The sequence below is a fragment of the Neobacillus sp. Fa239 genome (genome assembly GCF_055395235.1).
Genome location: NZ_AP041611.1, coordinates 922,791 through 949,180 on the forward strand (window position 1 = coordinate 922,791; position 26,390 = coordinate 949,180).

22 protein-coding genes are annotated in these 26,390 nt (G+C 38.8%); 17 read left to right on the forward strand and 5 right to left on the reverse strand.

Features of this window, described 5'->3' with window-relative positions:
* Positions 1-94 precede the first annotated feature (94 nt).
* The 13 genes from ACZ5XR_RS04310 (at position 95) to ACZ5XR_RS04370 (ending at position 16,501) form a co-directional block, all read left to right on the forward strand.
* Positions 95-1,384, forward strand: a complete 1,290-nt coding sequence (locus tag ACZ5XR_RS04310; RefSeq protein ID WP_464502217.1) for an extracellular solute-binding protein — start codon at positions 95-97, stop codon at positions 1,382-1,384.
* Between the two features lie 694 nt (positions 1,385-2,078).
* A complete protein-coding gene (ltrA, locus tag ACZ5XR_RS04315) occupies positions 2,079-3,404 on the forward strand; it encodes a group II intron reverse transcriptase/maturase (protein ID WP_464497298.1) in 1,326 nt (441 codons plus the stop codon).
* A 279-nt stretch (positions 3,405-3,683) separates the two neighbouring features.
* Positions 3,684-4,973 carry an extracellular solute-binding protein gene (locus ACZ5XR_RS04320; RefSeq protein ID WP_464502218.1) on the forward strand — a complete coding sequence of 430 codons (1,290 nt, stop codon included), beginning with the start codon at positions 3,684-3,686 and terminating at the stop codon, positions 4,971-4,973.
* A gap of 82 nt (positions 4,974-5,055) precedes the next feature.
* Positions 5,056-5,931 carry a carbohydrate ABC transporter permease gene (locus ACZ5XR_RS04325; protein ID WP_464500451.1) on the forward strand — a complete coding sequence of 292 codons (876 nt, stop codon included), beginning with the start codon at positions 5,056-5,058 and terminating at the stop codon, positions 5,929-5,931.
* A gap of 50 nt (positions 5,932-5,981) precedes the next feature.
* A complete protein-coding gene (locus ACZ5XR_RS04330) occupies positions 5,982-6,845 on the forward strand; it encodes a carbohydrate ABC transporter permease (protein WP_464502219.1) in 864 nt (287 codons plus the stop codon).
* A gap of 403 nt (positions 6,846-7,248) precedes the next feature.
* Entirely contained in the window at positions 7,249-8,907 is a 1,659-nt protein-coding gene (locus ACZ5XR_RS04335) for an ABC transporter substrate-binding protein (RefSeq protein ID WP_464500452.1), read from the forward strand.
* A 108-nt stretch (positions 8,908-9,015) separates the two neighbouring features.
* Positions 9,016-10,011 (forward strand): ABC transporter permease, encoded by a 996-nt coding sequence (locus ACZ5XR_RS04340; RefSeq protein WP_464500453.1) that lies wholly within the window; start codon positions 9,016-9,018, stop codon positions 10,009-10,011.
* Positions 10,001-10,945, forward strand: coding sequence for an ABC transporter permease (locus ACZ5XR_RS04345; RefSeq protein ID WP_464500454.1), 945 nt, complete (start codon positions 10,001-10,003; stop codon positions 10,943-10,945). The genes ACZ5XR_RS04340 and ACZ5XR_RS04345 overlap by 11 nt, the downstream gene beginning before the upstream one ends.
* On the forward strand, positions 10,935-11,936 hold the full coding sequence (locus tag ACZ5XR_RS04350) for an ABC transporter ATP-binding protein (protein ID WP_464500455.1): 1,002 nt from the start codon (positions 10,935-10,937) through the stop codon (positions 11,934-11,936). Before ACZ5XR_RS04345 ends, ACZ5XR_RS04350 begins: the two co-directional genes overlap by 11 nt.
* Positions 11,937-12,926 (forward strand): ABC transporter ATP-binding protein, encoded by a 990-nt coding sequence (locus tag ACZ5XR_RS04355; RefSeq protein WP_464500456.1) that lies wholly within the window; start codon positions 11,937-11,939, stop codon positions 12,924-12,926.
* 229 nt (positions 12,927-13,155) lie between these two features.
* On the forward strand, positions 13,156-14,523 hold the full coding sequence (locus ACZ5XR_RS04360; protein ID WP_464500457.1) for an MATE family efflux transporter: 1,368 nt from the start codon (positions 13,156-13,158) through the stop codon (positions 14,521-14,523).
* A gap of 243 nt (positions 14,524-14,766) precedes the next feature.
* Entirely contained in the window at positions 14,767-15,615 is an 849-nt protein-coding gene (locus ACZ5XR_RS04365) for an NAD-dependent epimerase/dehydratase family protein (RefSeq protein WP_464500458.1), read from the forward strand.
* A gap of 46 nt (positions 15,616-15,661) precedes the next feature.
* Positions 15,662-16,501, forward strand: coding sequence for an aldo/keto reductase (locus ACZ5XR_RS04370; RefSeq protein ID WP_464500459.1), 840 nt, complete (start codon positions 15,662-15,664; stop codon positions 16,499-16,501).
* 238 nt (positions 16,502-16,739) lie between these two features.
* On the opposite strand, the gene fsa is transcribed toward ACZ5XR_RS04370, so the two are convergent.
* Positions 16,740-17,408, reverse strand: coding sequence for a fructose-6-phosphate aldolase (fsa, locus tag ACZ5XR_RS04375; RefSeq protein ID WP_464500460.1), 669 nt, complete (start codon positions 17,406-17,408; stop codon positions 16,740-16,742).
* Between the two features lie 17 nt (positions 17,409-17,425).
* Positions 17,426-19,420, reverse strand: a complete 1,995-nt coding sequence (gene tkt, locus ACZ5XR_RS04380; RefSeq protein WP_464500461.1) for a transketolase — start codon at positions 19,418-19,420, stop codon at positions 17,426-17,428.
* Positions 19,421-19,638: 218 nt separating this feature from the next.
* On the opposite strand from tkt, the gene ACZ5XR_RS04385 reads away from it, so the two are divergent.
* Positions 19,639-20,388 (forward strand): DeoR/GlpR family DNA-binding transcription regulator, encoded by a 750-nt coding sequence (locus ACZ5XR_RS04385; protein ID WP_464500462.1) that lies wholly within the window; start codon positions 19,639-19,641, stop codon positions 20,386-20,388.
* Between the two features lie 28 nt (positions 20,389-20,416).
* Positions 20,417-21,268, forward strand: coding sequence for an MBL fold metallo-hydrolase (locus tag ACZ5XR_RS04390; protein WP_464500463.1), 852 nt, complete (start codon positions 20,417-20,419; stop codon positions 21,266-21,268).
* A gap of 93 nt (positions 21,269-21,361) precedes the next feature.
* On the opposite strand, the gene ACZ5XR_RS04395 is transcribed toward ACZ5XR_RS04390, so the two are convergent.
* The 3 genes from ACZ5XR_RS04395 to ACZ5XR_RS04405 are packed head-to-tail and all read right to left on the reverse strand — an operon-like array spanning position 21,362 to position 24,422.
* Positions 21,362-22,456, reverse strand: a complete 1,095-nt coding sequence (locus ACZ5XR_RS04395; RefSeq protein ID WP_464502220.1) for a Gfo/Idh/MocA family protein — start codon at positions 22,454-22,456, stop codon at positions 21,362-21,364.
* 43 nt (positions 22,457-22,499) lie between these two features.
* Positions 22,500-23,237, reverse strand: coding sequence for a ThuA domain-containing protein (locus ACZ5XR_RS04400; protein ID WP_464502221.1), 738 nt, complete (start codon positions 23,235-23,237; stop codon positions 22,500-22,502).
* A gap of 24 nt (positions 23,238-23,261) precedes the next feature.
* Complete coding sequence (locus ACZ5XR_RS04405) at positions 23,262-24,422, reverse strand: Gfo/Idh/MocA family protein (protein WP_464500464.1); 1,161 nt, start codon at positions 24,420-24,422, stop codon at positions 23,262-23,264.
* Between the two features lie 168 nt (positions 24,423-24,590).
* Here ACZ5XR_RS04405 and ACZ5XR_RS04410 point away from each other — a divergent pair, with 168 nt between their 5' ends.
* Both ACZ5XR_RS04410 and ACZ5XR_RS04415 read left to right on the forward strand, forming a co-directional pair.
* A complete protein-coding gene (locus tag ACZ5XR_RS04410) occupies positions 24,591-25,403 on the forward strand; it encodes a helix-turn-helix transcriptional regulator (protein ID WP_464500465.1) in 813 nt (270 codons plus the stop codon).
* Positions 25,404-25,670: 267 nt separating this feature from the next.
* Entirely contained in the window at positions 25,671-26,387 is a 717-nt protein-coding gene (locus ACZ5XR_RS04415) for a (Fe-S)-binding protein (RefSeq protein ID WP_464500466.1), read from the forward strand.
* Positions 26,388-26,390 lie beyond the last annotated feature (3 nt).

Sequence of the window (26,390 nt, forward strand, 5' to 3'; positions counted from 1 at the left end):
CTTACGCCTTAAAACCTACAACTTCATACACTATAACAACATCGACTAAGAGGTTTAAGGGGGAATTTCATTGGTTAAATTGAAAATAATTTTAATGGCGATGGTATTTTTTATACTTGCAGCTGCGCCACTAGCCGGATGTCTTTCTTCCAGTTCTTCATCTAAAAATGAAAATAATTTAAGCCGTAGTTCAGTAATCAAATTTATGCATATTTGGCCAATTGGCCCACAGAATTTACTTGTAAAAAAAATCATCAGTGATTATGAAAAACAACATCCAAATGTAAAAATTGAAACGGAGATTTTAGGAACTGATCAATACAGAGACAAGCTTAAAGTCTTGGCTGCTTCAAATGAATTACCTGATGTTGGAATGACCTGGTCGGACGGCTTCCTCAAGCCTTACCCAAAAGCTAACTTGTTTGCACCATTAGAAAATGTTATAAATGTAAATCTTAAAAATTCTTTTGTCCCTAGTGTGAAAAAATCGTACGATTATCATGGTAAAACTTACGGTTTACCTTTGGAATTTAATATTACATATGTATTTTACAACAAAGACATTTTTAGGAAATATAATCTTCTAGTACCAAAAACATTTTCTGAATTTAAAAATATTGTAAGGGTATTAAAAGGTCATGGGGTAATTCCTGCTACGGTTGGTGCGAAAGATGGCTGGCCAGCATCATTCTGGTTCATGTATCTGGCAGACCGTATTGGAGGACCAAACATTTTAACTGATGTTATTCATGGAAAAGTGAAAATGACCAATCCCGCCATTGTAAAGGCGGCACAAGAAACACAAAACCTTGTCGATATGGGTGCATTTGAGCCCGACGCGAGTGCTTTATCAAATGATGACGCAAGAAATTATTTTTTGGATGAAAAAGCAGCCATGTTCTTAACAGCCACTTGGGAATTGCCAAATTATGTAACAAGCCCGTATTTTACACAAGAATTTAAAGATAAAGTCGGTTACTTTAAATTTCCGCTTTATGAAGGTGGAAAAGGGACAAATGTAAACAGTTATGTTGGAGGGCCCGGGGTTGGCTTATTTGTAGCTCAAAACTCAGGCCAGAAGAAAGAAGCAAAGGATTTTGCGGCCTTTTTGGTGAAAGAATGGGGAATAAAATCAATTAATGATGCTGGAATAATCCCTGCAACAAAAGTAGACGCAAGCAAGATGGAGCTCTCTCCAATGTACGTCGATGTCTTGAAAGATTTAAACACTACATCAAATGTAACGACCTACTTCGATACCCAAGCAAGTCCAGTTGTATCAGATCTATACCATCAATTAATGACAGCTTTATTTGAAAGTCAAATAACACCTGAAGCTTTTACGAAAAAACTGGAAGATGCTCTTGCGAAAGGGCAACAGTAACCAATATAACGTAATGAAAGAGGGCACATAGGAGCTCTCTTTTTATGTGCGCTTGGCAGCGCATCGCTCTAATGGGTGAAAGTCCCTAACATGCCGTTGTGGCGGAAATGTATAGCTGACAGGTAGTGCGAGTATCGTGAGATTTCGTGCGGAGGACTTGAAGGCAAAACTCGGAACAGGTGGCTGTAACCATGTTGGCTGGTAAGGTGGGATAACCTTGCATAAAATGGGGATGTCCAATACCACTCTGTATCTTATTAGTTATGAGGACTGGATTCGAGTGAAAGGCGATGAACGTGACCCAAGGAGATCTCATCATCTCCACCGTAGGTGGTAACTCTTTTTCAAAGCCGCGAAGGACAAGAAATGGATTATGGAAGGTGAGAAGTCAGAGCAGGGGATAGTAGTGAATAAACTTGTTGGAAACGCCACAAAGACAAGTGACTTATCACAAAGTTGATAAGGCGGGCACTGACTCAAAAGGCAGTGGACTGATGCGAAGCCCGTCTGTCCATCGAAGAAAAGCAATACGAACTTATTTACTCGTCATGTACTAAACAGAAGTCGATGAGGCAGAAAGCCGAAGAATCGAGACCGAAAGAAAGTAGGTTGTTTAGGGCGAAGTACTAATATCAAATATCAGCCATTGGTTTACCTATTCAGTTGATATTGTATTGGGAAAGGAATCGAATGCATGAATGAATCAATAGGAAAACGAAGCTTACGTGTAGTGGAGAATTCTAAAAAGAAACGCAAGTGGTACAGCCTAATGGATAAATTATGGAACTATCAAAACCTGGAACAAGCTTTCTATGACGTGAAGAAAAATCGCGGTTCACACGGAGTGGATAAAGTAACGATTAAAGATTATGAAATTGAATTGGAACACAACTTAAGAGTGCTCCAAGAATCTTTGCGTTTGAAAACATATCGTGCAAAACCAGTTAGAAGAGTTTTTATTCCAAAAGCTGATGGTACAAAACGTCCACTGGGAATTCCAACAGTAGAAGACCGAGTTCTCCAAGCTGCAACTAAAAGAATACTTGAACCAATCTTTGAACAGAAATTCTTAGACTGTAGTTTTGGATTTCGTCCGAACCGTAGTGCACATATGGCGATAGACAAAATCCGAAAGGATTTGATGGATGGGTACACCTTTGTAATTGATGCCGATATAAAGACTTATTTTGATTCAATTCCTCATGATAAGCTTATCGAATTAATCAAAGAAGAAGTTGTGGATAATAGAGTATTGGCGCTAATTTTGCAGTTCTTAAAATCGGGAATCCTTGAAAATGGTATTTTCTATGAGAGTGACAAGGGGAGTCCTCAGGGTGGCGTAATCAGTCCATTGTTAGCGAACATCTATTTGCATCCGCTCGATGAAATGATGATGGAAAGAGGTCACCGTATTACAAGGTACGCGGATGACTTCGTCATCTGTTGCAAATCCCGAAAGGGAGCAGAAAGAGTACTAAGAACGGTAGTGAAGCTCTTAGATGAAAAGTTAGGATTGAAAGTGCACCCAGACAAAACTAAGATTGTAGACAACTACGAAGAACCGTTTATCTTCTTAGGGTATGTTTTCAAAAGAGGATATTTCCATTCTCCATCAGACAAAGCAGTAAAGAAGTTTAAGAAAAGTATCAAAGATGTAACGAAAAGAAATCTAACAGTTAACCTGGAAGAATTCGTCAAGCATCGATTAAATCCCATTATTAGAGGATGGGGAAGATACTTTGGAATTGGCTTTTCAAAAAAACTATTTCAAAAATTGGATACATGGATTCGAAGAAGGCTAAGAATGATTCAGTTAAGAAGCTGGAGAAAAATAAGAAAGCTCCACAGGGAGCTTCGGAAAAGGAATTGGAAGGGTGAACTTCCGCATCTTTCAATGACTAGATGGAGGAATTCTAAGACTGAGCACGTTCATTTTGCGATTCCGAATGAAAGGTTTCGGGAAATTAAACTTGTTTTTCTTTTAGACATATACAACGAACTACATCCCCAAAGGGGATAAAGTGGAGGAGCCGTATGCGATGACCCGCACGTACGGATCTGTGAGAGGCGCATGAAATTTCTCATGCGCCTACTCTATTTCTTTTAATAGATTTGAAGGAGGCACATGAAGATTTTTACATAAGGGGAGTTATGAAAGGGCTTTCTAAAAATAGTGGTATTTCTCCTAATCATAGTACCCTATTATTAACTTAGTTTAAATGATAAATTAATAGTGTAAACAAAATAGTCTGAAATTAAAAAGGGGGAAATACCATTGTTTAAAAAGAAAACGGTTTCGATGTTATTGGCAATTGCAATGCTGGCAGCTATGGTACTTGCAGGTTGCTCTTCTTCCACTTCATCTAATGGGTCCAGCAGCGGTGGGAAGACAGTAATCAAATTTATGCATTTATGGCCGGAAGGCAGTTCCAATGCTCAATATACTATCGTTAAAAATATCATTAGCGATTATGAAAAACAACATCCAAATGTACAAATCGATACCGAGATTTTAGGTCCTGATCAGTACAGAGATAAACTTAAAGTTTTGGCCTCATCAAATGAATTACCAGATATCGGAATGACTTGGTCGGATGGATTCATCAAACCATATGCACAAGGCAACATGTTTGCACCATTAGATGATATTGCAGATAAGAATTTTAAAGATGCTTTTATACCGGGTGTCAAAGAATCTTATGCCTATAACGGAAAAACTTATGGATTGCCATTAGAATTAAACATTTCATATGTTTTCTATAACAAAGATATTTTTAAAAAATACAATCTTCAAGTTCCAAAAACATTTGCAGAGTTTGAAAATGTTGTAAAAACATTAAAGAGCAACGGTGCTACACCTGCTACTGTAGGGGCCAAAGATGGATGGCCAGCATCATTCTGGTTTATGTATCTAGCAGACCGCATTGGCGGACCGAAAATTTTGACTGATGTTATACACGGAAAAGCAAAAATGACGGATCCTGCTATTGTGAAAGCTGCACAGGAAACACAAAACCTAGTTAAAATGGGGGCATTTGAAAACGGTGCCAGTGCGTTATCAAATGACGATGCAAAAGGTTACTTTATGAATGAAAAAGCAGCTATGTTCTTAACGGCTACTTGGGAATTACCAAACTATACAACAAGCCCTGATGTTCCAAAATCTTTTAAAGATAAAGTTGGATATTTCAAATTCCCACTTTATGAAGGTGGAAAAGGTACGGATGTTAACAGTTATGTAGGTGGTCCTGGGGTTGGTTTGTTTGTATCTCAAAAGTCTAAAGTTCAGAAACAAGCTAAAGATTTCGTAGCATTCTTAGTTAAAGAATGGGGAAAAAGATCAGTATCTGATGCCGGAGTTATTCCAGCAACGAAAGTTGATACAAGTAATCTGAAACTTGCTCCAATGTATGTACAAATTTTGAAAGATTTAAGCAGTGCATCAAATGTAACTACTTATTTCGATACTCAATCAAGTCCATCAGTATCAGAACTGCACCATCAACTAATGACTGCACTATTTGGAAACCAAGTGACACCTGAAGATTTTGCAAAACAACAAGCAGATGCTCTAGCTGAAGAAAAATAATAATCTTTAAACTTAGTAAATTTTTATGAACATAGAGGGCATATCTCATATGCCCTCTATCTATTAGAAGGGAGTATATGAAATGAAAAGTGTTATGTCCAACAAGTTTGTAATCGCCTTATACATCCTTCCTGCCTTAATTCTTATATTAGGCTTAATCTATATTCCCATTGTTTTCACAGGTTATTATGGATTAATGAACTGGGATGGCATTGGCCAGATGAAATTTGTAGGATTAGCAAATTATATTCAATTAATCCATGACAAGATATTTTGGTCAAGTACTTGGCACTCCCTGTTACTCGGTATTTTTTCAACAGTAAGTTTGATTGGCTATTTAATTTTATCGTTGATTTTAGCCAGCAAAATAAAAGGAGCTAACATTTTAAGAAAAATTTACTTAATCCCAATGCTTTTATCTTCAGTTGCAATTGCACAGCTTTGGGCAAAAATATTTGACCCGACAAACGGGATGCTTAACAAATTATTATCTACGTTCGGTGTTAAACATTTACCTGTCTGGTTAGCAGATTCACACATTGTTTTATATGCACTTTTCATTCCTATCATTTGGCAATATGCAGGTTTTTATATCATTATTTTCTATGCAGCATTAAAAAACATTCCGGAAGAGCTCATAGAAGCTGCTAAAATTGATGGTGCTACACCGTTTCAAATTGCATATAAGATCAAGGTTCCGCTCATTTCAGGCGTAATCAAAGTGATGGTTATTTTAGCGATTGTTGGGTCATTAAAGTATTTTGATTTAATCTATGTTTTAACGGGCGGAGGTCCTGACCATGCCAGTGAAGTTATGGCATCTTATATGTATAGTGAAGCATTTAAAAAGTTTCATTTCGGATATGGCAGTGCCATAGGTTTTGGATTACTCGTAATCTGTATGGTAATGACATGGTTGATTCAAAAATTACTGTCTAGAGGCGAAACTGATTTTTAGAAAGGAGAGTGGAAAAGATGAGTAAGGTTGCTGTTGAAAAGAGGGTGAATATGACCTTATCAACTTCGTATAAAACCAGTAATACCTTTGGTAAACGTATTGGGTACGGTATTCTTTACCTGATTCTTGGAATTATTGCAGTATGCCAGATTTACCCGCTGATATGGTTAGTTCTTTTTTCATTAAAAACCAATCAAGAAGTCTTTGGCATGTCTCCGTTTGCATTGCCTGAGCATCCACAATGGGGAAATTATGCCAAGGCTTGGACACAAGGGCACATTGGTGACTATTTTTTTAACAGTGTGATGTATACTGTTATTGCTGTAATTTTGACTATTATCCTTGCCAGTTTTGTAACTTTCGCTATTACAAGAATGTCTTGGAAACTTAGCGGGCTTGTTCTTGGGTTGTTTATGGCAGGATATATGATTCCACTTCATTCAACATTAATTCCATTATTTAATATATTTAAAACACTTAACCTAATTGATAATCCGCTGTCAATTATTATCTCTTATACTGCATTTAATTTACCGATCACGATAATGATTTTAAGTGGATTTTATAAATCACTTCCGAGGGAAGTTGAAGAAGCGGCAGTAATGGACGGATGTTCTATTCATCGAATCTTCTTCCAAATTACGCTTCCAATGACTGTTCCTGTCCTATCAACTACGGCTATTATTAACATGATATATAACTGGAATGAATTCGTATTTGTTAATACCTTCCTTAGCTCTGATCAGTGGAAGACTCTTACAGTTGGTGTGAATAACTTTGTAGGTCAATATTTAACTGATTGGGGTCCTATAGGGGCAACATTAGTAATTAGTATTGTTCCAATTCTAATTGCTTTCTTTGTTCTAAGTGACCGCATTGTCGAAGGTATTGCGGCTGGCTCTGTAAAAGGATGATGCATTCCTAAAATTAAGCAAGTGGAGAAAAATGATTTCTTTTCTCCATTTGCTTTTTTTATTGATATTTAACTGGCGTCCCCACACATTTTGCGCTATTCACCAAATTTTTGGTGTTGGTCATACGAAAAACACGATTCCAAAAATAATGGTATTTTTCCTAATCATTGTTACCTTTTTTTAATTAGGATAACTGATAAACTAAGTACATGAACAAAATGATGTCTGAAAATTTCAATTATTACTTTTTAAATTTGTAAACGGTTACTCCTGAAACAAGAGTTAAGATCCTAAAGGGGGTGAGGTATCCAAAGTCGATACCAACGTTTGGAGGAAAATCAAGAAACATTAAATTATTCTTTGTTTGTAAGCGGTTACTTAAAGTTTATAGGAGGGTCATTAGATGAAAATGAAACGCAAAGTATCTTTGGTATTATCCGGAGTATTATCTGTTAGTGTTCTAATGGCTGGTTGTTCCAGCAACTCAGCAACAACTTCAACAAAATCTGCCAGTGGAAATTCAGCTGCAGCAGCTGTGAAACCACTTACAGTGGGTGCACCAAACGGAAACTGGCAGGAAAACTTTAACCCATTCGTAACCAATCCGTTATATGGAACAATGGGCTTAATTTATCAGCCGCTTTTCATTTACAGTACAGTCAGTCAGGATATATATCCAGCACTTGGAACGAAATATGCTTGGACAAATAATAACAAAACACTTGAAGTTACACTAAGGGACGGGGTTAAGTGGTCAGATGGTCAGCCGTTCACTGCTGATGATGTTCTGTTTACTTTCAATACATTAAAGCAATATCCTGCAGCTGATACTTCAGGATTGATGAAGGTCATTACTTCAGTTGAGAAAAAAGGGACAAATGTTGTTGATTTCAACTTTAACGAGCCAAATATTCCATTCCAAGAATATGTATTACAGGCAAGTATCGTTCCTGAACATATTTGGAAGAGTCTAGGTGATCCATCAAAAGTTACGATGACAAAACCTGTTGGTACTGGTCCATATGTACTTAATAGCTTTACGCAACAAGTTTACAAATTGAAGAAAAGCGATAAATTCTATGATGCTGCAAGCTATCAAGCACCGGAAATTGATTTTAAGGCATTTAACTCAAATGAAAGTGCTCAATTAGCACTTGTAAATGGACAACTTGACTGGGCCTCCATGTTTATACCAAACGTTGATAAGGTTTATACATCTAGGAGCTCTGACTTCCATTACTGGTTCCCGGCAAGCTCAACCATCAATCTATATCCGAACTTAAAGAATCCAATTTTAAAAGATGTTAATGTACGTAAAGCTATCAACATGGCAATTGACCGAGATAAGATTGCTAACCAAGCTGAATATGGTTATGTAGAGCCTCTAAACGTAACAGCTGTTCAGCCTCGTGATAAAGATTTCATTACACCGCAATATCAAGGCAAACAGTTCAAACAAGATCTTTCAGGTGCTGAAAAAGTTCTGCAAGATGCAGGCTACAAAAAAGGCAGCGATGGCATCTATGTTTCTCCTTCCGGTCAGAAATTGAAGTTTACGCTACAAGTTGTGTCTGGTTGGTCTGATTGGGTGCAAACTTGTATGTTAGTTGCTCAAGATCTCAAGAAAATCGGTATTGACGTAAAAGTAGATCAACCGCAAATTGGTGCATATCAAGCTAACCTTCAAAGCGGCAAGTTTGACTTGGCAATGGGTTGGACAAACCCAAGTGCGACACCGTTCAGAACGTTTAAAGATGAATTAACCAAAACTGGCGGCTGGAATCCTGAAGTCTGGAATGACCCGGCAACAGAAAAAGCTTTCAATGATTACAAGGTAACAAATGATTCTGCAGCCCAAAAAGCAGCAATGGCCAAAATTGAAGATGTGGTTGTAAATCAAGCTCCATTTATGCCATTATTCTACGGTGAAACATGGTATGAATATTCAACGAAAAATTATACTGGCTGGCCAGATAAAGATAATGCATATGCAACACCTGCTGTATTCTCATGGCCTCAAGCAGCTGTGATTCTTTCTAAAATAAAGCCAGCAGGCAAGTAATTCATATCCAAGGGGGAAGAAGCGTTTCTTCCTCTTTTTATTAAAAAAGATCAATCCTTAAATATAAGATTACGTATTGCTTTAAAAATAAAAAAGGAGGGAACCTCCATGCGATTCATTGTAAAACGGCTCGGTTTCTTTGTGCTATCACTATGGGCTGCCATCACAATCAACTTTATACTTCCTCGAATGATGCCAGGCAATCCTGCGGATATCATGTTTGCAAAGTTTAAAGGTCAATTGGACCCTGCTTCCATGGAAGCGATGAAAAAGGCTTTTGGTCTTACAGACAAGCCAATCATTATCCAGTATTTTGAATATTTGAAAGGCCTTTTCACAGGTCAATGGGGATTATCATTTGGCAATTATCCAACTCCTGTTATTGATATTATTAAAAGCAGTCTTCCATGGACAATCGGACTTGTTGGTCTTGCTACCATACTTGCTGTTTGCATTGGAACAGCAGCGGGCATCTATATTTCCTGGAAACGGCAGGGCCTTTTAGATAATACATTGCCGCTTTTAACAATGGCCATACAAGCATTGCCTTATTTCTGGGTGGCCCTTTTATTTTTATTTATTTTTGGATTTAAATTGAACTGGTTCCCAATGAATCATGGTTACGACGATGGACTTGTTCCCGGATTCAATTGGGCATTTATCTCAAGTGTAATGTATCATGGCTTCCTTCCAGGTGTAACGATTTTACTCGGTTCACTAAGTGGCTGGTTGGTTGGTATGCGTAATAACATGATCAATACTCTTGGTGAAGATTATGTGGTATTTGCTGAAGCAAAAGGAGTAAGCACATCGCGCCTAATGTTTACATATGCAGCACGAAATGCCATTCTCCCACAGCTTACTAGCTTCGCAATCGCCATTGGTAACGTAGTAAGCGGATCTATTTTAACGGAGCAAGTATTCTCTTATCCCGGAATCGGAGGACAATTGACAAATGGCGTTCTTCAGGAAGATTATCCATTAATCCAAGCTTCTTTCTTACTAATCGCTGTTGCTGTTCTTGTTGCTAATTTAGTCGTTGACTTGCTTTATAGTCGTTTGGACCCGCGTGTAAGAACAGGAGGAACTGCAAATGAGTCCTAATACAGAAATCATTCAAAAAGTACCTGATACTACACAAATATATACAAAAACAAAGAGGAAATTGATAGATCGAATTGGCTTTTTAAAACACTTTTTGAAAAATGGTAAAGCATTGACTGGGTTGCTCCTATTTGCCCTTTTTATATTAATAGCAATTTTCGCAAATTGGATTGCACCCTATAATCCGAAGGATACGAATTTTACGCCGAATTTAGATCCAACTGCAGCCCACTTATTTGGAACGACAAACACGGGGCAGGACATCTTTTCGCAATTTATTTATGGCGCAAGAACCACCATTATCGTTGGTTTTGGAGCAGGTATTATTGCTACTTTCTTTGGTTTACTCTTCGGGATCACAGCCGGATATAGAGGAGGTAAAATTGATTCGTTCCTTTCTTTCTTAATGAATCTCTTCCTCGTTCTTCCTGGGTTGGCTTTACTGATTGTTATTGAAGCATATGTGAAAAATTCTACGCCATATACGAACGGTATTATTATTGGTATTACAGGCTGGGCATGGGGAGCCAGGGTGTTTAGGGCCCAAACCATGTCACTGGCTCACCGTGATTTCGTTGTTGCCGCAAAAATGTCAGGAAAATCTGATTTAAATATTATGTTTACGGAAATTGCACCCAATATGATGTCTTTAATTGCAGCAAATGTTATTTATGCAACATTGGGTGCCGTTCTTGCGGAAGCAGGTCTCGCTTTCTTGGGCTTTGAAGATATTAACGCTAATAGCTGGGGAACAATGCTTTACTGGGCAAGCCAAAACGGAGCGATGTTGACTGGTGCCTGGTGGTGGTTTATCCCGCCTGGTCTAGGAATCGGACTGGTAGGTTTGAGCTTGGTATTGATGAACTTTGCAATTGATAGTATTACAAACCCACGTTTAAGCTCTCAGAAGAGGAGGAAACATCGTGTCAAATAAAAATGAACAACCTGTGCTTGAGCTGAAGAATGTTTCAGTTGGCTATGAATCCGCACGCGGAACCGTTCGTGCTGTTAGAGATGTTTCATTAAAAATTTATCGAAATGAAATCGTTGGTTTGATCGGTGAATCAGGATCTGGAAAAAGTACGTTATCGAACGCCATTATGAATCTATTAAAAAACTCTGCAACACTTTTAGGCGGAGAAATCATTGTTATGGGTCAGGACGTTTATAAACTGAATAAAAAAGAACTTCGCAAGTTTCGTTGGAATCGGATGTCGATGGTTTTTCAAAGTGCCATGAATGCGCTTAATCCAGTATTAACGGTCGAGCAGCAAATTGCTGATGTGTATAGAGAGCACCGGCCAAATATGACAAAGCAAGAAGTTCATGACAAAGCGGTAGAGCTTTTGGAGCTGGTTAGTATCGATCCTAAGCATTTAAAAAGCTATCCGCACGAGTTATCGGGCGGAATGAGACAGCGAATAGTGATCGCAATCGCGATCGCTCTTGAACCGGACCTTGTTATTATGGATGAGCCAACTACTGCACTTGACGTTGTGGTTCAAAAGTCGATCTTGGATAAGATTAAAGAACTTCAGAGCAAGAAGGGATTTGCCGTATTATTTATCAGTCATGACTTTAGTTTAGTAGCTGAACTTGCTGAAAAAGTAGCGATTATGTACGCTGGTCGTTTAGTCGAGGTGACAAAAGCCGAAGATTTAAATCTTTCTAAGAGTCACCATCCATATACAGATGGCCTTCTTCGAGCTATACCGGAATTAACTGCAGAAACCGTTAAGATCGAAGGGATACCTGGGAATCCTCCGGATCTGATTAATCTGCCGACTGGATGTGCTTACAATCCTCGCTGCAAATATGCGATGGAATCCTGCAAAACCATTCATCCAGTAGAAAAAGATGTGAATGGACGTCTGATTGCTTGTCATCTATATAATGAAGATTTTGTAAAAGAGGCGGTGAGATAAATGGCAATGAAGCAGCCCAATTTTGAAAATGATACAGTTGTTGAAGTTAAGGATCTCGTCGTCACTTTTAACGTTCGGGGAGAGTCAGGGAGACAAACCATTATCCCAGTTGATCATGTGAGCTTTTTGATCCGCAAAGGAGAAGTGCTTTCTCTGGTTGGCGAATCTGGAAGTGGAAAGAGCACCATTGGCCGCGCCTTAGTTAGAATCAATCGTCCAAGCGCGGGTACAATTCATGTGAATGGACAAGATGTTACAAACATCAGCGGGAAAAGCTTAAAGGAATATCGAAAAAATGCCCAGATGGTCTTCCAAGATCCATTCGGCTCTTTAAACCCGGTAAAAACGATCGAAAATCATTTAACTTTTCCGTTAAAAAAACACCAAGGTTATCGTGGGAAAGAGCTTTATCAAAAGGTAGGGGAACTCCTTCATAAGGTAGGATTGACTCCAGTAAGTGATATTCGCGTGAAGTATCCTTATGAGCTTTCCGGTGGACAGCGCCAGCGTTTAGCAATTGCCCGCGCACTTGCAGTGAATCCGAAATTTGTGGTAGCTGATGAGCCAATCTCGATGCTGGATGTATCCATCCGAGCCGGTATTCTGGAGTTAATGAACCAATTGAAAGAAGATATGGGCCTTTCTTATCTTTATATTACACATGATTTGGCTTCTGCCCGCTATTTTGGAGATCGAATCATGGTGATGTATGGCGGTAAGGTAATGGAAGTGGCAGAATCGAAAGAATTAATTAAGCAACCGCTTCATCCTTATACAAGACTTTTGCTGGCATCTACCCCTGGCAGTCAAATGGACATCGATTTGACAGACTACTCAAACGAGCCGCCAAATCTAAATATCGAACGAAAGGGTTGCCCTTTTGCTTACAGATGTCCATTGGCAACAGATATTTGCCGTGAGGAAATGCCTTCTCTAAAAGATAAAGGTCAATCGTCTGATCATTTGGTAGCTTGTCATCACAGTGTTTAAATTTGAAAAAAAGAAGTGTTGTATGGGGATGGGAAGAAAGCTTTTTTCATTTTTAAAAGAATCATATCTTTAATCCCATCCCATACGGGAAGCTATGTGTGTAATTTAGATGTAGATTCTTGAGTGTTTATAAAAATTTTGTTTAATTATACTGGATGATTTTTCCAAAACCTCAATATACTCTTTTTGAAGGTTTTTTTTATGATTTTCAATTTAAAGAAACGGGGGGATGATGATGAAACTAATTAAAGAGATCCTTCGTTTAGCCATTCCATCTATCGCGACTTTTTCCTCGATGACTGTTACAGGTCTGCTTATTTTAATGATTGTTGGTAAATTGGGGGCTGCAGCTATTGCAGTTGTAGGGATATCCAATGTTTTAATGTACAATATATGGGCGTTGTTTTCCGGCAACCAAGGGGCTATCAATTATTTAGTTGCCCAGAACTATGGTTCGAAAAATATGAAGCTGGGAAATCAACGGTTGCAAATTGCCTTAATTTTTGCAGCTTTACAGGCCATTCTCATACTCGTTGCCAGCTTTGTGGTCCCACATTTAATATTGATGGTCATGGGATCAAATTCAACGATCCTCAAGCTTGGTACTCCATATGTCCAGGTTCGGATGTTTGCAATGATGTTCACAGTATTTAATATTGTTTTCTATGCTTATATGAGAGCTATAGGAGATACGCGAACACCTATGAATATCTCGATTATTAACAGTGCCTTGGTGGTCATTTTAACCTATGTCTTGGCATATGGAAAGCTTGGTTTTCCAAATCTGGGACTGCAGGGGGCAGGATGGAGTATGGTTGTCGCTGAAGGGGTGACTCTTCTTTTGAATCTTCTTGTCTATTATAAATTCCTAAACGAAACTTTTTTCACGCGTTCCTGGATACCGATTGAAACGCGCCAAGTTTGGCTGCTTCTGGCAGAAGGAATGAAACTGGGGATTACTGAGTTTTCCAATAGTTTAGGAATGTTGGTGTTTACCAGCTGTATAACCCGACTGGGGACAGTGGCGATTGCTGCCAATGAAATTGCTTTAAATATTCTTTCCTTTGGTTTTATGCCGGCAAATGGATTTGGAGCAGCTGCAACAGTTGGAATTGGTCAAGTGATTGGAAGAGGGAGGCCATTGGAAGGGAAAAAATTTGGTTTGGTAACTGTATACCTGGGAATGGGCTTTATGTTTATATTCTCCATCTTTTTATTTCTGTTTGCTCTACCCGTTGCGAAAATGTATACCTCGGAACCGGCGGTTTATTTGGCAGCGATCTCGGTAATTCATTTAGCGTCTTTCATTCAATTGTTTAGCGGTGCCCAGATTATTTTTGCCGGCGGTCTTAGGGGAGTAGGCGATACCACATTTTTGTCACGCACCGCTATGTTACTAAATTGGCTATTGTTTATCCCTTGTACCATTTTGCTGACTCAATACTATGACTTCGGACAGATAGGTGCATGGACAGCTTTTTGCAGCCTAATTGTTCTTCAGTGTGCCGCCAACTCTTGTAGGTATATGGTGTTCAAATGGAAATCAGCAAAAAGCAAAACTGTAGCACATGCAAAATCAAAATTGATTAATGCGTAATAGGAAGTACGGGAATATTGGAATTTGAAAGTATCCCACAGGCAGGAAGCAGCTTGTTGTCTGTGGGCATACCTTCATCGGAAGCACGAATAATAAAATTATATATTGGCTTACTAAAAAGTAATATGATATCATAAAAATTAAATAGTTTATATATTAAACAAACTAAGAAAAAGAATGATTCTTTTTATGTTTGCAAGATCCTTCAACATCATAAGGAACAAAAAAATGGGAGGAAATAGTATGGGAAAAGTTGTTATAACAGGTGGAAGTGGTCTTCTTGGTTCAGAAGTCATCAAAGAATTTATCGAGCATGGCTACGATGTTGTTAATGCTGACCTTAAATATCCAAAAGAACCTCTTTGTAAAACGGTTTTAACTGATTTAACCAATCTTGGTGAAGTATATGGGGTATTAGCGGGGGCTGATGCAGTAGTCCACCTTGCTGCCATACCGGTAGCTTACTCGCATCCAAACGAAGTGACCTTTAAAAATAATGTCATGTCCACTTATAATATTTTAGAAGCTGCTGGGACTTTAGGAATCAAAAAAGCGGTGATTTCTTCTAGCGAATCATCATATGGCATTTGTTTTTCAAAGCAAGACTTAAAGCCTCAATATGTACCGATGGACGAAAACCATCCTCAATTACCGGAAGAGAGCTATGGTTTATCGAAAATTGTGAACGAAAAAACAGCAGATATGATTCATCAAAGAACAGGTATGCAGGTAGTCTCATTTAGATTGGGAAATGTAATTTCACCGGAAATGTATAAAAATTTCCCTGGTTTTATTCATGATCCTGAACAGCGTAAAACCATTTTGTGGAGCTACATTGATACAAGAGATGCTGCAACTGCTTATCGATTGGCTGTTGAAACAGATGGTCTTGGCTCAGGTGCCCTAAATATCGCTGCAGATGATACGAGTATGGATATTCCCAGCAAACAGCTTATGGAAGTTTGTTATCCGACGGTAACAGAATTCCGGAAAGAATTGCATGGTTTCGAATCATTATTAAGCAATGAAAAAGCTAAAAGGTTATTAAACTGGAAACCTGTTCATCAATGGAGAAATTATGTGACATTTTAAATTTAGTTCTTTTAATAGAATACTAACGATAAAGGAGAGAGGATTTATGTTCAAAGATTTAAAAAGTACGACGACACTACATAACGGCGTAAAAATGCCTTGGTTAGGTTTAGGTGTTTTTTTGGTTAATGACGGAGAAGAAGTTGTTAGTTCGGTAAAGGCTGCTCTTGAAGCAGGCTATCGAAGCATTGATACAGCTGCGATTTATGGAAATGAAGAGGGCGTTGGCAGAGCGATTGCTGAATCAAATGTTCCCCGCGAAGAGCTGTTTATTACAACAAAAGTATGGAATGCTAACCATGGCTATGAATCTACAATAGCTGCCTTTGATGAAAGCATGAAAAAATTGGGTTTAGACTATTTGGACCTTTATTTAATTCACTGGCCGCTGCCTTCCGAAGGAAAATATGTAGAAACCTGGAAAGCAATTGAGAAACTTTATAAGGATGGACGTGTTCGTGCCATTGGCGTAAGTAACTTCAAAATTCACCACTTGGAAGATATTATTGAAAACTGTGAGATCAAACCAATGGTCAACCAAGTTGAATACCATCCTCGCTTTAATCAACAGGAATTACATGATTTTTGTAAAAATCATGGTATCCAGCTTGAAGCATGGTCGCCATTAATGCAAGGTGGGCTACTTAACGAACCTGTGCTGGTTGAGATTGCAAATAAATACAATAAATCAACTGCACAAATCATTATCCGTTGGGATTTGCAAACTGGGGTAGTAACGATTCCAAAATCGACAAAGCCTCACCGTATTGCTGAAAATGCAGATGTCTTTGATTTTGAACTCACTCAACAAGATATGGATAAAATAAACACACTCAATCAGGGGAAACGCATGTTTGCAGATCCTGATGAATTTGATAGAGTATAAGTTTTTCCACTATAACCTTTTAAAATATTAAATTTAGGCTGTGTTAAAGGTCATTGTTGATTTTTCATTGACTTACATTCTTTCGTATTTGCCAATTGTTAAAATGTAGTCAAGGAATTTTGGAGAAAATAAAATAAATGAAAAGAGCCATATCTTTGAAAAACCAAAGGTATGGCTCTTTTCGTTTTAACTTAAAAGTCTATATAATCGTAATGATTTTCTGCGTCATCCTCTTAACTTAATTTTTAATAGTATTTTCCCAATCAGCAGCAAATTTTTCGATCCCTTGATTAGTAAGTGGATGTTTTGAGATTTGCTCAATAACTGAAAACGGAATCGTTGCAATATGTGCACCTGCCATAGCTACACGAGTTACATGATCCGGATGACGAACAGATGCTGCAATAATTTGTGTGTCAAAATTATGAATGCGGAACAACTCAGCTACTTTTGATACTAATTGAACGCCGTCTTCGGAAATATCATCCAGGCGACCTAAAAATGGAGAGACATACGTTGCACCTGCACGGGCTGCCAATAGTGCCTGGTTTACTGTAAAGATAAGTGTGACATTTGTTTTAACACCTTTATCGGCAAGATAACGGCAAGCCTCTAAACCTTCTAAAGTCATAGGAAGCTTGATTGTAATTTTCTCATCCCCGCCGTTAATTTTAATAAGCTCTTCAGCTTGAGCAATCATTTCATCAGCTGTAACGGCATCTGGAGTTACTTCAGCGGAAACAGATTCAACCCTTGGAACTGCCTGGCAGATTTCTGCAATCCGGTCTTCGAATTTTACACCTTCCTTTGCAACTAGTGAAGGATTGGTCGTAACACCGGATAAAACGCCGATTTTGTATGCCTTTTTAATATCAACGAGATTTGCAGTATCAATAAAAAATTTCATCGTTAATTTCCTCCATTTTAAGATTGTAGTAGACTTTTTGCAGTTCGAACAACATTTTCCGAAGTAAATCCAAATAGCTCCAATACTGCAGCGCCCGTTCCTGAAGCACCGAATGTTTCGATGGATAATACTTTCCCTTCGGAACCTGCATAGCGTTCCCAGCCAAGGGAGATACCCATTTCTATTGCCACACGCTTCGTAACAGAAGCAGGGAAGACAAGCTCTTTATATTCTTTCGGTTGACGATCAAAAAGTTCCCAGCTTGGCATTGCGACAACGCGAACGGATACATTTTCCTTTTCGAGTTCAGCTTTCGCGTTAACGGCTAACGCCACTTCCGAACCGGTAGCGATCAAGATAACCTCTGGTTGGTCATTTGTTTGCGTTAATACGTAGGCACCTTTAGAAAGATTGTCTAAATTGGCTTGTGTTTCTTGGAATACAGGCAGGTTTTGACGGCTCAGCACTAGAGCAATTGGACCATCTGTTTGTTTTAGTGCATAAGCCCATGCACTGGCTGTTTCGTTTGCATCTGATGGGCGGATTACGGTCAGCCCTGGGATCGCACGAAGAGAAGCTAGTTGCTCGATTGGCTCATGAGTTGGACCATCTTCACCAACCGCAATTGAATCATGAGTAAATACATAAGTGACTGGAAGCTTTTGTAAGGATGCCAGACGAATTGACGGTCTGAGATAATCATTGAAAACAAAGAAGGTGCTAACAAATGGCTTTAGCCCGCCATGAAGAGCCAAACCATTGCCAGCCGCTCCCATTGCATGTTCTCGAACACCAAAGTAGATATTTCGTCCGCTAAATGATTCTACTGCGAATGCTGTGTCTTCCCTTATATCTGTCATTGTGGAGTGAGAAAGATCCGCACTTCCTCCAAAAATAGAAGGAACTGATTTGACAAAATGATTAATGGCTTCTCCGCTAGCCACACGAGTTGAAATGGTTTTACCTGTTTCAAATGTCAAGATGTCTTCCGTATTGATTAAAACTTCACCCTTGATGGCATGTTGCAATTCCTTCGCTAATTCTGGATATGTCTCTTGATAAGACTGGAATAATGCATTCCATTGCTGTTCTTGACTAATCCCTCTTTGTTTTAACTCTTCAAAATGGGCTTTCACTTCTTCAGGTACAAAGAAATCCTCTTCATAGTGCCAGCCATAAACCTGTTTTGTTGCACGAGCTTCTTCTGCACCAAGGGGATTTCCATGTGCCTTGTTTGTTCCTGCAACTTTGGGACTTCCAAAACCGATTGTGGTTCTAATTTCAATCAAGGTTGGTTGGTTTGTATTTTGTTTTGCTAATGTAATAGCTTTCGAGATTTCTGCTACATCATTGCCATCTTCTACTCGTAAATATTGCCAATGAGCAGATTCTGTCCGTTTTTGAATGTCCTCAGAAAATGAAAGGTTTAATTCACCGTCCAAAGAAATATCATTTGAGTCATATAAGGCAATTAATTTTCCTAGTTTCATATGACCAGCCATAGACATGGCCTCATAAGAGATGCCTTCCATTAAATCTCCATCACCAACCAAAGCATATGTAAAATGGTCAATTACAGGGTATCCATCCTGATTGAATTTTCCAGCTAAATGCGCTTCAGCCATCGCCATTCCAACTGCATTTGCAATTCCTTGCCCTAAAGGTCCAGTTGTCGCTTCAACACCCTCTGTGTGACCAAATTCCGGATGCCCAGGTGTTTTGCTATTCAGCTTTCTAAAACTTTTTAAATCTTCTAGAGATACATTGTACCCAGCTAAGTGAAGCAAACTATACAACAAGCTAGAGCCATGTCCGGCAGAAAGAATAAATCGATCTCGATTAAACCATTTTGCATTTGCCGAATTATGATTAAGATGATGGGCCCAGAGTGCATAAGCCATTGGAGCAGCCCCCATAGGAAGTCCTGGATGGCCGGAATTAGCACTATTAATTGCATCAATTGATAAGGTACGAATCGTATTTACCGCTAGCGTTTCAATACTATGATTCATCTTTTATTCCTCCTCTTTATTCATGTAATTTTAAATTAATTTCGGTTTCTTGTTTTTGCGTTTTATAGCAAGATTTTTCGTGTTTGATAATATTTTATCTTTATGAACAAGAAAAAACAAGAAAAATCATGCCGAATTTTTTATAAAGTTGGTGAATTTAAGAAAAAATAATATAATATAAGAAAAAGCATGCAAAAGCCCGGAGGTTGATCATTTTTATGCTAAGAAAAGAACGGCAAAGCAAAATTTTACAAATACTTGAAAAGGAAGGGAAAGTCATTGCGAAAGAATTAAGCATGAAATGGGATGTTTCCGAGGACACAATTAGACGGGATTTAAGGGAAATGGATTCATTAGGTCTTCTCAAAAGAGTACATGGCGGGGCTTTTCCTGCTTCTGCGAGCGCCTTAACCTTTTCTGAAAGAACAGAAGAAAATATAGATGCCAAAAAAGAATTGGCTTTAAAAGCTGTGAAAATTATTAAGGATGGACAAGTGCTTTTAATAGATGGAAGTACAACAAATCTTTTTCTGGCTCAAGAAATTCCAACGGAGTTTAAAGGAACCATTATTACGAATAGTCCCTCTATAAGTTTGGCATTATCAAAACATCCAAATACAGATATCATTCTTTTGGGCGGAACTTTCTTCAAGGAATCTTTTGTAACTGTAGGACTGGATGTAATTGAAGTGCTTAAGAATATTAGAGCAGATCTCTGTTTTTTAGGAGTATATTCCCTGCACCCCGACTTTGGTATCAGCATCCCTCATATAGAAGAGTCTCACGTTAAACGTCAGTTGATTAAAAGTTCTAATAAAATTGCAACCCTTGTAACAAGGAGTAAACTGAATACAATTTCCAATTACTTAGTAGGTCCTGTTTCAGAACTTGATTACTTAATTACGGAAGACGGTCCACAAAGTCATAATTTAAACAAGTATAGTGAATTAGGCATTGAAATTATTTAACATGGTAGATAGTGAGAGGATGAAAAATATGGAGGGTATTTATAAAAGTGGAGAACAATTAATAAACGAAGTCAAGGAAACTCAACTGCCAAAAGAATCTATTTCATTTTGGAATTTGGGGCAGGCAGGAATCTTATTGAAGGGTAGAAACGAGGATGGATTCATCTGTATTGACCCTTATTTAACAAGCAGCATCGAAGAGGCCAATCCTGACACTGAATTTATAAGGGCCTTCTCTCCAGTCTTAGCGCCAAGGCTGCTTCAAGACGTTGATGGGGTATTGGTTACACACGGGCATGATGATCATCTCGATTTAGCAACCATAAAAGGGATTTCGAATGTTTCAATGAATACATGTTATGTAGTCCCCTCTCCTTTGGAACCCGTACTAAATGTACAAATACCTGGGAAGGCAATTTTGCCTGCACGAGATGGTGAATCCTTTTCCATCAAAGGATTTAAGATTACACCGGTTCCTGCAGCCCACACGGAATATGAAATAGATACTTTGGGCAATTATGCAGCGTTAGGATATTTTATCGAAGTAAACGGCATCCGCCTTTTTCACAGCGGCGACACTGTCGTCACGTCATCCCTAGTAGAAAGAGTAAAAGAATTTAAGCCGCATGTTGGTTTTTTGCCCATTAATGGAAGGGATTATTTTCGGACCTCGAGAGAAATTATTGGCAATATGACCTTTCGTGAAGCTGCTGATTTTTCTGCAGCAACAGGTATCGACCTCCTCATTCCAATCCATTATGACATGTTCCCAAATAACCGGGAAAATCCAGCCTATTTTGTCGACTACCTTTTTCACCAATATCCAAGCCAAAAATTTCATATGATGGTCCCTGGAGAAAGGTTTGTTTATTTTAAATAAAAATTTATTTCAGTAAACTCTAAAGTGAAATTGGAGAAGAACACAAACCCCACTTATTAGTGGGGCATATTTTTTGTCAATAAAAAATCGAAATTACTTAGCCTGTAATTCAAAGGACACGGATTCAGGGCGCTCACATTTACTTTCCATAATATAGTGTTTCCCGCTATCCGAGGAATCGTGGAAGCCATGCATCGCTTCTAAAACATGATACGCTAATTCGCCATTTGCCCGGTAATTTCCACCTTCGAGGATTGCTTTGGCCATATCAGCAACACCAAGTCCTCTACTGTTTTGGGCATAGCCGTAAGCAAGAGGAACCTCTTTAAATTCATTTTCATTACGTTTTCTAATCTTGACTGGACCACCGAACGTATTTGGATCAGGAACAAGTAACGTGCCTTCACTGCCGTAAATTTCTATAGGAGGGAGGGATGTACCGCCAAAGGCATCAAAGCTTGTTGTAATATTTCCAATTGCGCCTGATGCAAAATCAATCACTCCTGAGATGTGCGTAGGCGTTGATACTTTAATTTTAGTTCCTGCTTTCGGTGTGCTAACCACCGTTCTTTCAGGATAACTAATACGAGTGGAACCAGAAATTCGTTTAATCGGTCCTAAAAGAGCGACTAAGGCTGTTAAGTAATAAGGTCCCATATCAAACATCGGTCCGCCGCCATTATCATAATAGAAGGCAGGGTCTGGATGCCAATGCTCGTGCCCGCGGCAAATCATGAAGGCAGATGCCCCAATTGGAACACCAATTTCATCTTGTTCAATCAAATGAATCGCCGTTTGAATCCCAGCACCCAAGAAGGTATCTGGAGCGCTTCCAACGAGGAGATTTTGTTTTTTTGCTGTTTCTATAATTTGTTTTCCTTCCTCACGTGTAACCGCAAGTGGTTTTTCCGTATAAACATGCTTGCCTGCTTCAAGTGCCTGGATACAGACAGAGGCATGTGCTTTTGGAATGGTTAAATTAATCACTAGTTCTATCGCTGGGTCAGAAAGCAGTTCTTCCACGGAACATGCTTTAGGAATGCCGAATTTCTCCGCTTGAGATTTGGCACGCTGTTCATCCAAGTCCGCACAGGCAATAAGATCGAGGTGAGGAAACTTTTGACAGTTTTCCATATAAATTGAGCTAATATTTCCGCAACCAATGATACCAATTTTCAGTTTTTTCATCATGAATCCTCCAGTTTATTTTGATTGACGGCAACTTTTAGATTTATTGGCTATCTCCCATACCTGTATAGGAACGTACATTTCCATAAAGAGAGTCAATATCCACTTCTTGGGTGCGTTTCTTTCCTTCAGCAGCCCATAAAAATCCACGGCGCATTATCAGTGAGACTTGCGGCATGGCAATAATATTCGTTTGATGACCTAAAGAATTATAAAACACATTTCCCAGTCCCCAGCGTTTTGTCCAGACAACAGGCATATCAACCGCTTTATTAGCTGCATGCGGTCCGAAAAATACTGGGAAGCGAGTGGTAGCTAACACTTCTACTGCAGGATCATAATGTAGGTAATATTGTTCACTGGCAACTTTAAAATCAGAAATGCCATCTAATAGTGGACTTGATGAGTGTTTGATGTTGACGGTGTACTCCACACCATCATTTCCAGGATGGGCAACCCAGTTGCCGCCCGTCATAAATTGCCAGTCCACATTATTTCGGAAAGAGTCACACATTCCACCATGGCATCCAGCCAAACCAACGCCTGCTGCAACCACTTCGGAGATATTAAGTACATATTTTTTTTCAATTTCACCCATCGTCCAGTGGGGAACGATTAAATCCAAAGATTTCAATTTTTCCTTGTCTGCGTATGAATCAAGCGTATTAGATACTTCAACTTTAAAATTCTCTTCCTCAAGGATTCCTCTGAAAATTTCCGCTACCTGCTCCGGCTGATGGCCGTCCCATCCGCCCCAAACTATCAATGCCTTTTTTTGCATCATTCAAACACTCCTTATGTTTTTTTAAACGTCAGAAACCCTAATCCATTGGCGTTTTTCAATCGATACATCGACCGCTTCCAAAACTTCCTGGCACTTTACACCATCACGGAAGTTTGGCACTGGCAGTCTATTTTCCCGGAAGGATTCCATAAGTTCAACAACTTCATGGATAAACGTATGTTCATAGCCGATTGTATGACCAGGCGGCCACCATGCCTCGGCGAAAGCATGCGAAGGATCAGTCGCTAAGACGCGCCGAAAGCCCTGAACGTCATCCCGGTCATCAGCGAAGTAAACTTGAAGCTCATTCATACGTTCAAAGTCGAAAATCACACTGCCCTTACTGCCGTTGATTTCAAAGGAATTCTTACAGCGATGTCCTGTTGCAAAACGAGTAGCTTCAAAGCTTCCTAGGGCACCATTAGCAAAACGTGCCATGAATAGGGTAGCATCATCTACTGTTACTTCGCCTTTTTCATCACTTTCGCTGCCCTTTGCCGATAAGCCGGTCATTTGAGTTGGAAGCGGCCTTTCCTTAATAAATGTTTCGTTCATGCCAATCACTTCAGTGATATCACCAATGAGATAGTGAGCCAAATCGATCAGATGGGCTCCAAGATCGCCATGAGACCCGGAACCCGCAATTTCCTTTTGAAGTCTCCATGCAAGCGGAAAGTTTGGATCAACGAGCCAATCCTGTAAAAACCAGGCGCGGAAATGATAGATATCGCCTAGCTTCCCTTCGTCTACAAGCTTTTTAGCCAGCATCACGGCTGGAGCGAAGCGGTAATTAAAGCCAACCATATGCTTAACCCCAGCGGACTCGACCACTTCTAACATTTCTCTTGAGTCTTTTAATGTAAGCGCTAACGGTTTTTCGCAAAAAATATGTTTGCCTGCTTTTGCGGCAGCAATCGTTATTTCTTTATGTACATCACTTGGGGCATTGATATCGAGTAAATCAATATCGTTTCTTTCTAAGAGATTTTTCCAGTCTGTAGTATATTCCTTCCAGCCGAACTGCCTGGCTGCAGCAGCCACACCCTTTAGGTCGCGCCCGCAAATAACCTTCATTTCAGGATGAACCGTCTTTGGGAAAAAGAGCGGAAGATCCCGGTAAGCATGACTGTGTGCTTTACCCATAAATTTATAGCCTACCATTCCAATTCTAAGTTTTTCCATCGCTTATCTCCTTTAAGAATAATTTAGTAATAGATTAAACTTGGGATAGAGCTTGTTTTTATGTTGCTAATATTCGTAAATTTAACACTTTTACATTTGACATAACAAGATAAAACTTATATAATCCTAGACAAATTTTATCCTATTTTTGAGAGGAATACGCTTAATATGGTTATATATGAAGCACATCATTTTGATCTATTCTCAAACTTTCATACCATGAATTTAAACTTTCCGAGCCATCTTCACCGTTGTTTTGAATTAATCTTTCTGGTTGATGGGGAAATGGAAGTCATGATCGGTCAAAGAAAGTTTCATTTGAAAGCTGGACAATTCTTACTCATATTTCCGTATGAAATTCATTCGCTTATTACCAATTCACAATCTCAAGCCAACATTTGTATATTTTCTCCAGACTATGTTCCGACATTTCAAAAGATGATCGAAAATAGTTTCCTAGAAAAACCAATATTCAATCTATCTTCCGAAGCAAAATCACTCATATTTAGGACACTCTTCAAAGAGGATTCGAATCTATTAGAGCGAAAAGCAAGTCTTTATTTGTTATTATCAGAAATGATGGCACAAACCTCATTAAATGAGGCCAAAGAAAAAGACCCAGAGCTGCTCCACACTTTATTAACCTATATACAGGAACACTTTACAGAAATTATTTCTTTAAAAGAAATAGCTGGTGCATTAGGATACAGCTATAATTATTTATCAAAATATTTTAATGCAAATGTTAGAACGTCATTTGCTGATTTTTTAAATGGAACCAGGATTAACTATGCTTGCTATCTACTGAGCACAACTGAAAAAAATATTACCGAAATCGCATATCATTGTGGCTATGAAAATATCCGTTCATTCAATCGCAACTTTGCAAAGATAAAATTATGTACACCAAAAGAATACCGAGAAACGCAGCCACTGACGTTTATGGACCTGTATCCTGTCAACAAAAATACTTCATCCTAACAACGCTCAAAAACTAACAAAGCAAATTTTCAGTGGTGCCTTTTTTTAACATTACAGGCCTGTAACATTAATAGTTTATAAACTAACTTGGGTATTACTTAAAGGCTGAGGGCTGGCCGCATTTATAAATTTAAAGGGGAGCATAAGTTGCTCCCCTTTAAATTTTTTCATCACCTTTCAAAAGTAAACAAAAATGATGTATAATAAAACAAAAACAAATAAAAATAGTTAAGCCAGCTTTTATTTGTATTAAGGGGTTGAATATAGATGAAAGTAAGTTTATTTGCAACATGTCTTGTTGATATGTTTCAGGGAAATGTGGGAAAGGCAACGGTCGAGCTGCTTGAAAGACTCGGCTGTGAGATTGAATTTCCGGAATCACAGGTATGCTGCGGGCAGCCAGCTTATAACAGCGGTTATACAAAAGAAGCGAAGGAAGCCATGAAGCGGATGATAGATACCTTTCAGGATGCGGAATATGTCGTTTCACCATCAGGCTCATGCGCCTTTATGTTCCATGAATATCCTCATGTTTTTAAAGGTGACCCAATATGGGAACCGAAAGCAAGGAAATTGGCTGAGAAAACATATGAGCTTACCCAATTCATTGTCGATGTACTAGAGGTTGAAGATGTTGGGGCAAAGCTAGAAGGAATGGCCACCTATCATACCTCATGCCATATGACTAGATTATTAGGGGTAAAGGAAGCGCCTATGATTCTATTGAAAAATGTGAAAGGGCTTCACTTCACAGAATTACCAGGGAAGGAACAATGCTGCGGATTCGGTGGTACATTCTCTGTCAAAATGTCACAAATATCAGAGCAAATGGTCGATGAGAAAGTTTGCCATGTAGAAGAAACAGGTGCTGAATATCTTATTGGTGCTGATGCTGGTTGCTTAATGAATATCGGAGGGCGAATTGATCGAAAAGGAAAACCAATTAAGGTTCTTCATATTGCTGAAGTTTTAAATAGTCGTTAAGAA

What these genes read in the sequence shown, in the direction of transcription:
- ACZ5XR_RS04310 (WP_464502217.1), top strand. Translation starts at nt 95, where the DNA reads ATGGCGATGGTATTTTTTATACTTGCAGCTGCGCCACTAGCCGGATGT.
- ltrA (WP_464497298.1), top strand. Translation starts at nt 2,079, where the DNA reads ATGAATGAATCAATAGGAAAACGAAGCTTACGTGTAGTGGAGAATTCT.
- ACZ5XR_RS04320 (WP_464502218.1), top strand. Translation starts at nt 3,684, where the DNA reads ATGTTATTGGCAATTGCAATGCTGGCAGCTATGGTACTTGCAGGTTGC.
- ACZ5XR_RS04325 (WP_464500451.1), top strand. Translation starts at nt 5,056, where the DNA reads ATGAAAAGTGTTATGTCCAACAAGTTTGTAATCGCCTTATACATCCTT.
- ACZ5XR_RS04330 (WP_464502219.1), top strand. Translation starts at nt 5,982, where the DNA reads ATGACCTTATCAACTTCGTATAAAACCAGTAATACCTTTGGTAAACGT.
- ACZ5XR_RS04335 (WP_464500452.1), top strand. Translation starts at nt 7,249, where the DNA reads ATGAAAATGAAACGCAAAGTATCTTTGGTATTATCCGGAGTATTATCT.
- ACZ5XR_RS04340 (WP_464500453.1), top strand. Translation starts at nt 9,016, where the DNA reads ATGCGATTCATTGTAAAACGGCTCGGTTTCTTTGTGCTATCACTATGG.
- ACZ5XR_RS04345 (WP_464500454.1), top strand. Translation starts at nt 10,001, where the DNA reads ATGAGTCCTAATACAGAAATCATTCAAAAAGTACCTGATACTACACAA.
- ACZ5XR_RS04355 (WP_464500456.1), top strand. Translation starts at nt 11,937, where the DNA reads ATGGCAATGAAGCAGCCCAATTTTGAAAATGATACAGTTGTTGAAGTT.
- ACZ5XR_RS04360 (WP_464500457.1), top strand. Translation starts at nt 13,156, where the DNA reads ATGATGATGAAACTAATTAAAGAGATCCTTCGTTTAGCCATTCCATCT.
- ACZ5XR_RS04365 (WP_464500458.1), top strand. Translation starts at nt 14,767, where the DNA reads ATGGGAAAAGTTGTTATAACAGGTGGAAGTGGTCTTCTTGGTTCAGAA.
- ACZ5XR_RS04370 (WP_464500459.1), top strand. Translation starts at nt 15,662, where the DNA reads ATGTTCAAAGATTTAAAAAGTACGACGACACTACATAACGGCGTAAAA.
- fsa (WP_464500460.1), bottom strand. Translation starts at nt 17,408, where the DNA reads ATGAAATTTTTTATTGATACTGCAAATCTCGTTGATATTAAAAAGGCA.
- tkt (WP_464500461.1), bottom strand. Translation starts at nt 19,420, where the DNA reads ATGAATCATAGTATTGAAACGCTAGCGGTAAATACGATTCGTACCTTA.
- ACZ5XR_RS04385 (WP_464500462.1), top strand. Translation starts at nt 19,639, where the DNA reads ATGCTAAGAAAAGAACGGCAAAGCAAAATTTTACAAATACTTGAAAAG.
- ACZ5XR_RS04390 (WP_464500463.1), top strand. Translation starts at nt 20,417, where the DNA reads ATGGAGGGTATTTATAAAAGTGGAGAACAATTAATAAACGAAGTCAAG.
- ACZ5XR_RS04395 (WP_464502220.1), bottom strand. Translation starts at nt 22,456, where the DNA reads ATGAAAAAACTGAAAATTGGTATCATTGGTTGCGGAAATATTAGCTCA.
- ACZ5XR_RS04400 (WP_464502221.1), bottom strand. Translation starts at nt 23,237, where the DNA reads ATGCAAAAAAAGGCATTGATAGTTTGGGGCGGATGGGACGGCCATCAG.
- ACZ5XR_RS04405 (WP_464500464.1), bottom strand. Translation starts at nt 24,422, where the DNA reads ATGGAAAAACTTAGAATTGGAATGGTAGGCTATAAATTTATGGGTAAA.
- ACZ5XR_RS04410 (WP_464500465.1), top strand. Translation starts at nt 24,591, where the DNA reads ATGGTTATATATGAAGCACATCATTTTGATCTATTCTCAAACTTTCAT.
- ACZ5XR_RS04415 (WP_464500466.1), top strand. Translation starts at nt 25,671, where the DNA reads ATGAAAGTAAGTTTATTTGCAACATGTCTTGTTGATATGTTTCAGGGA.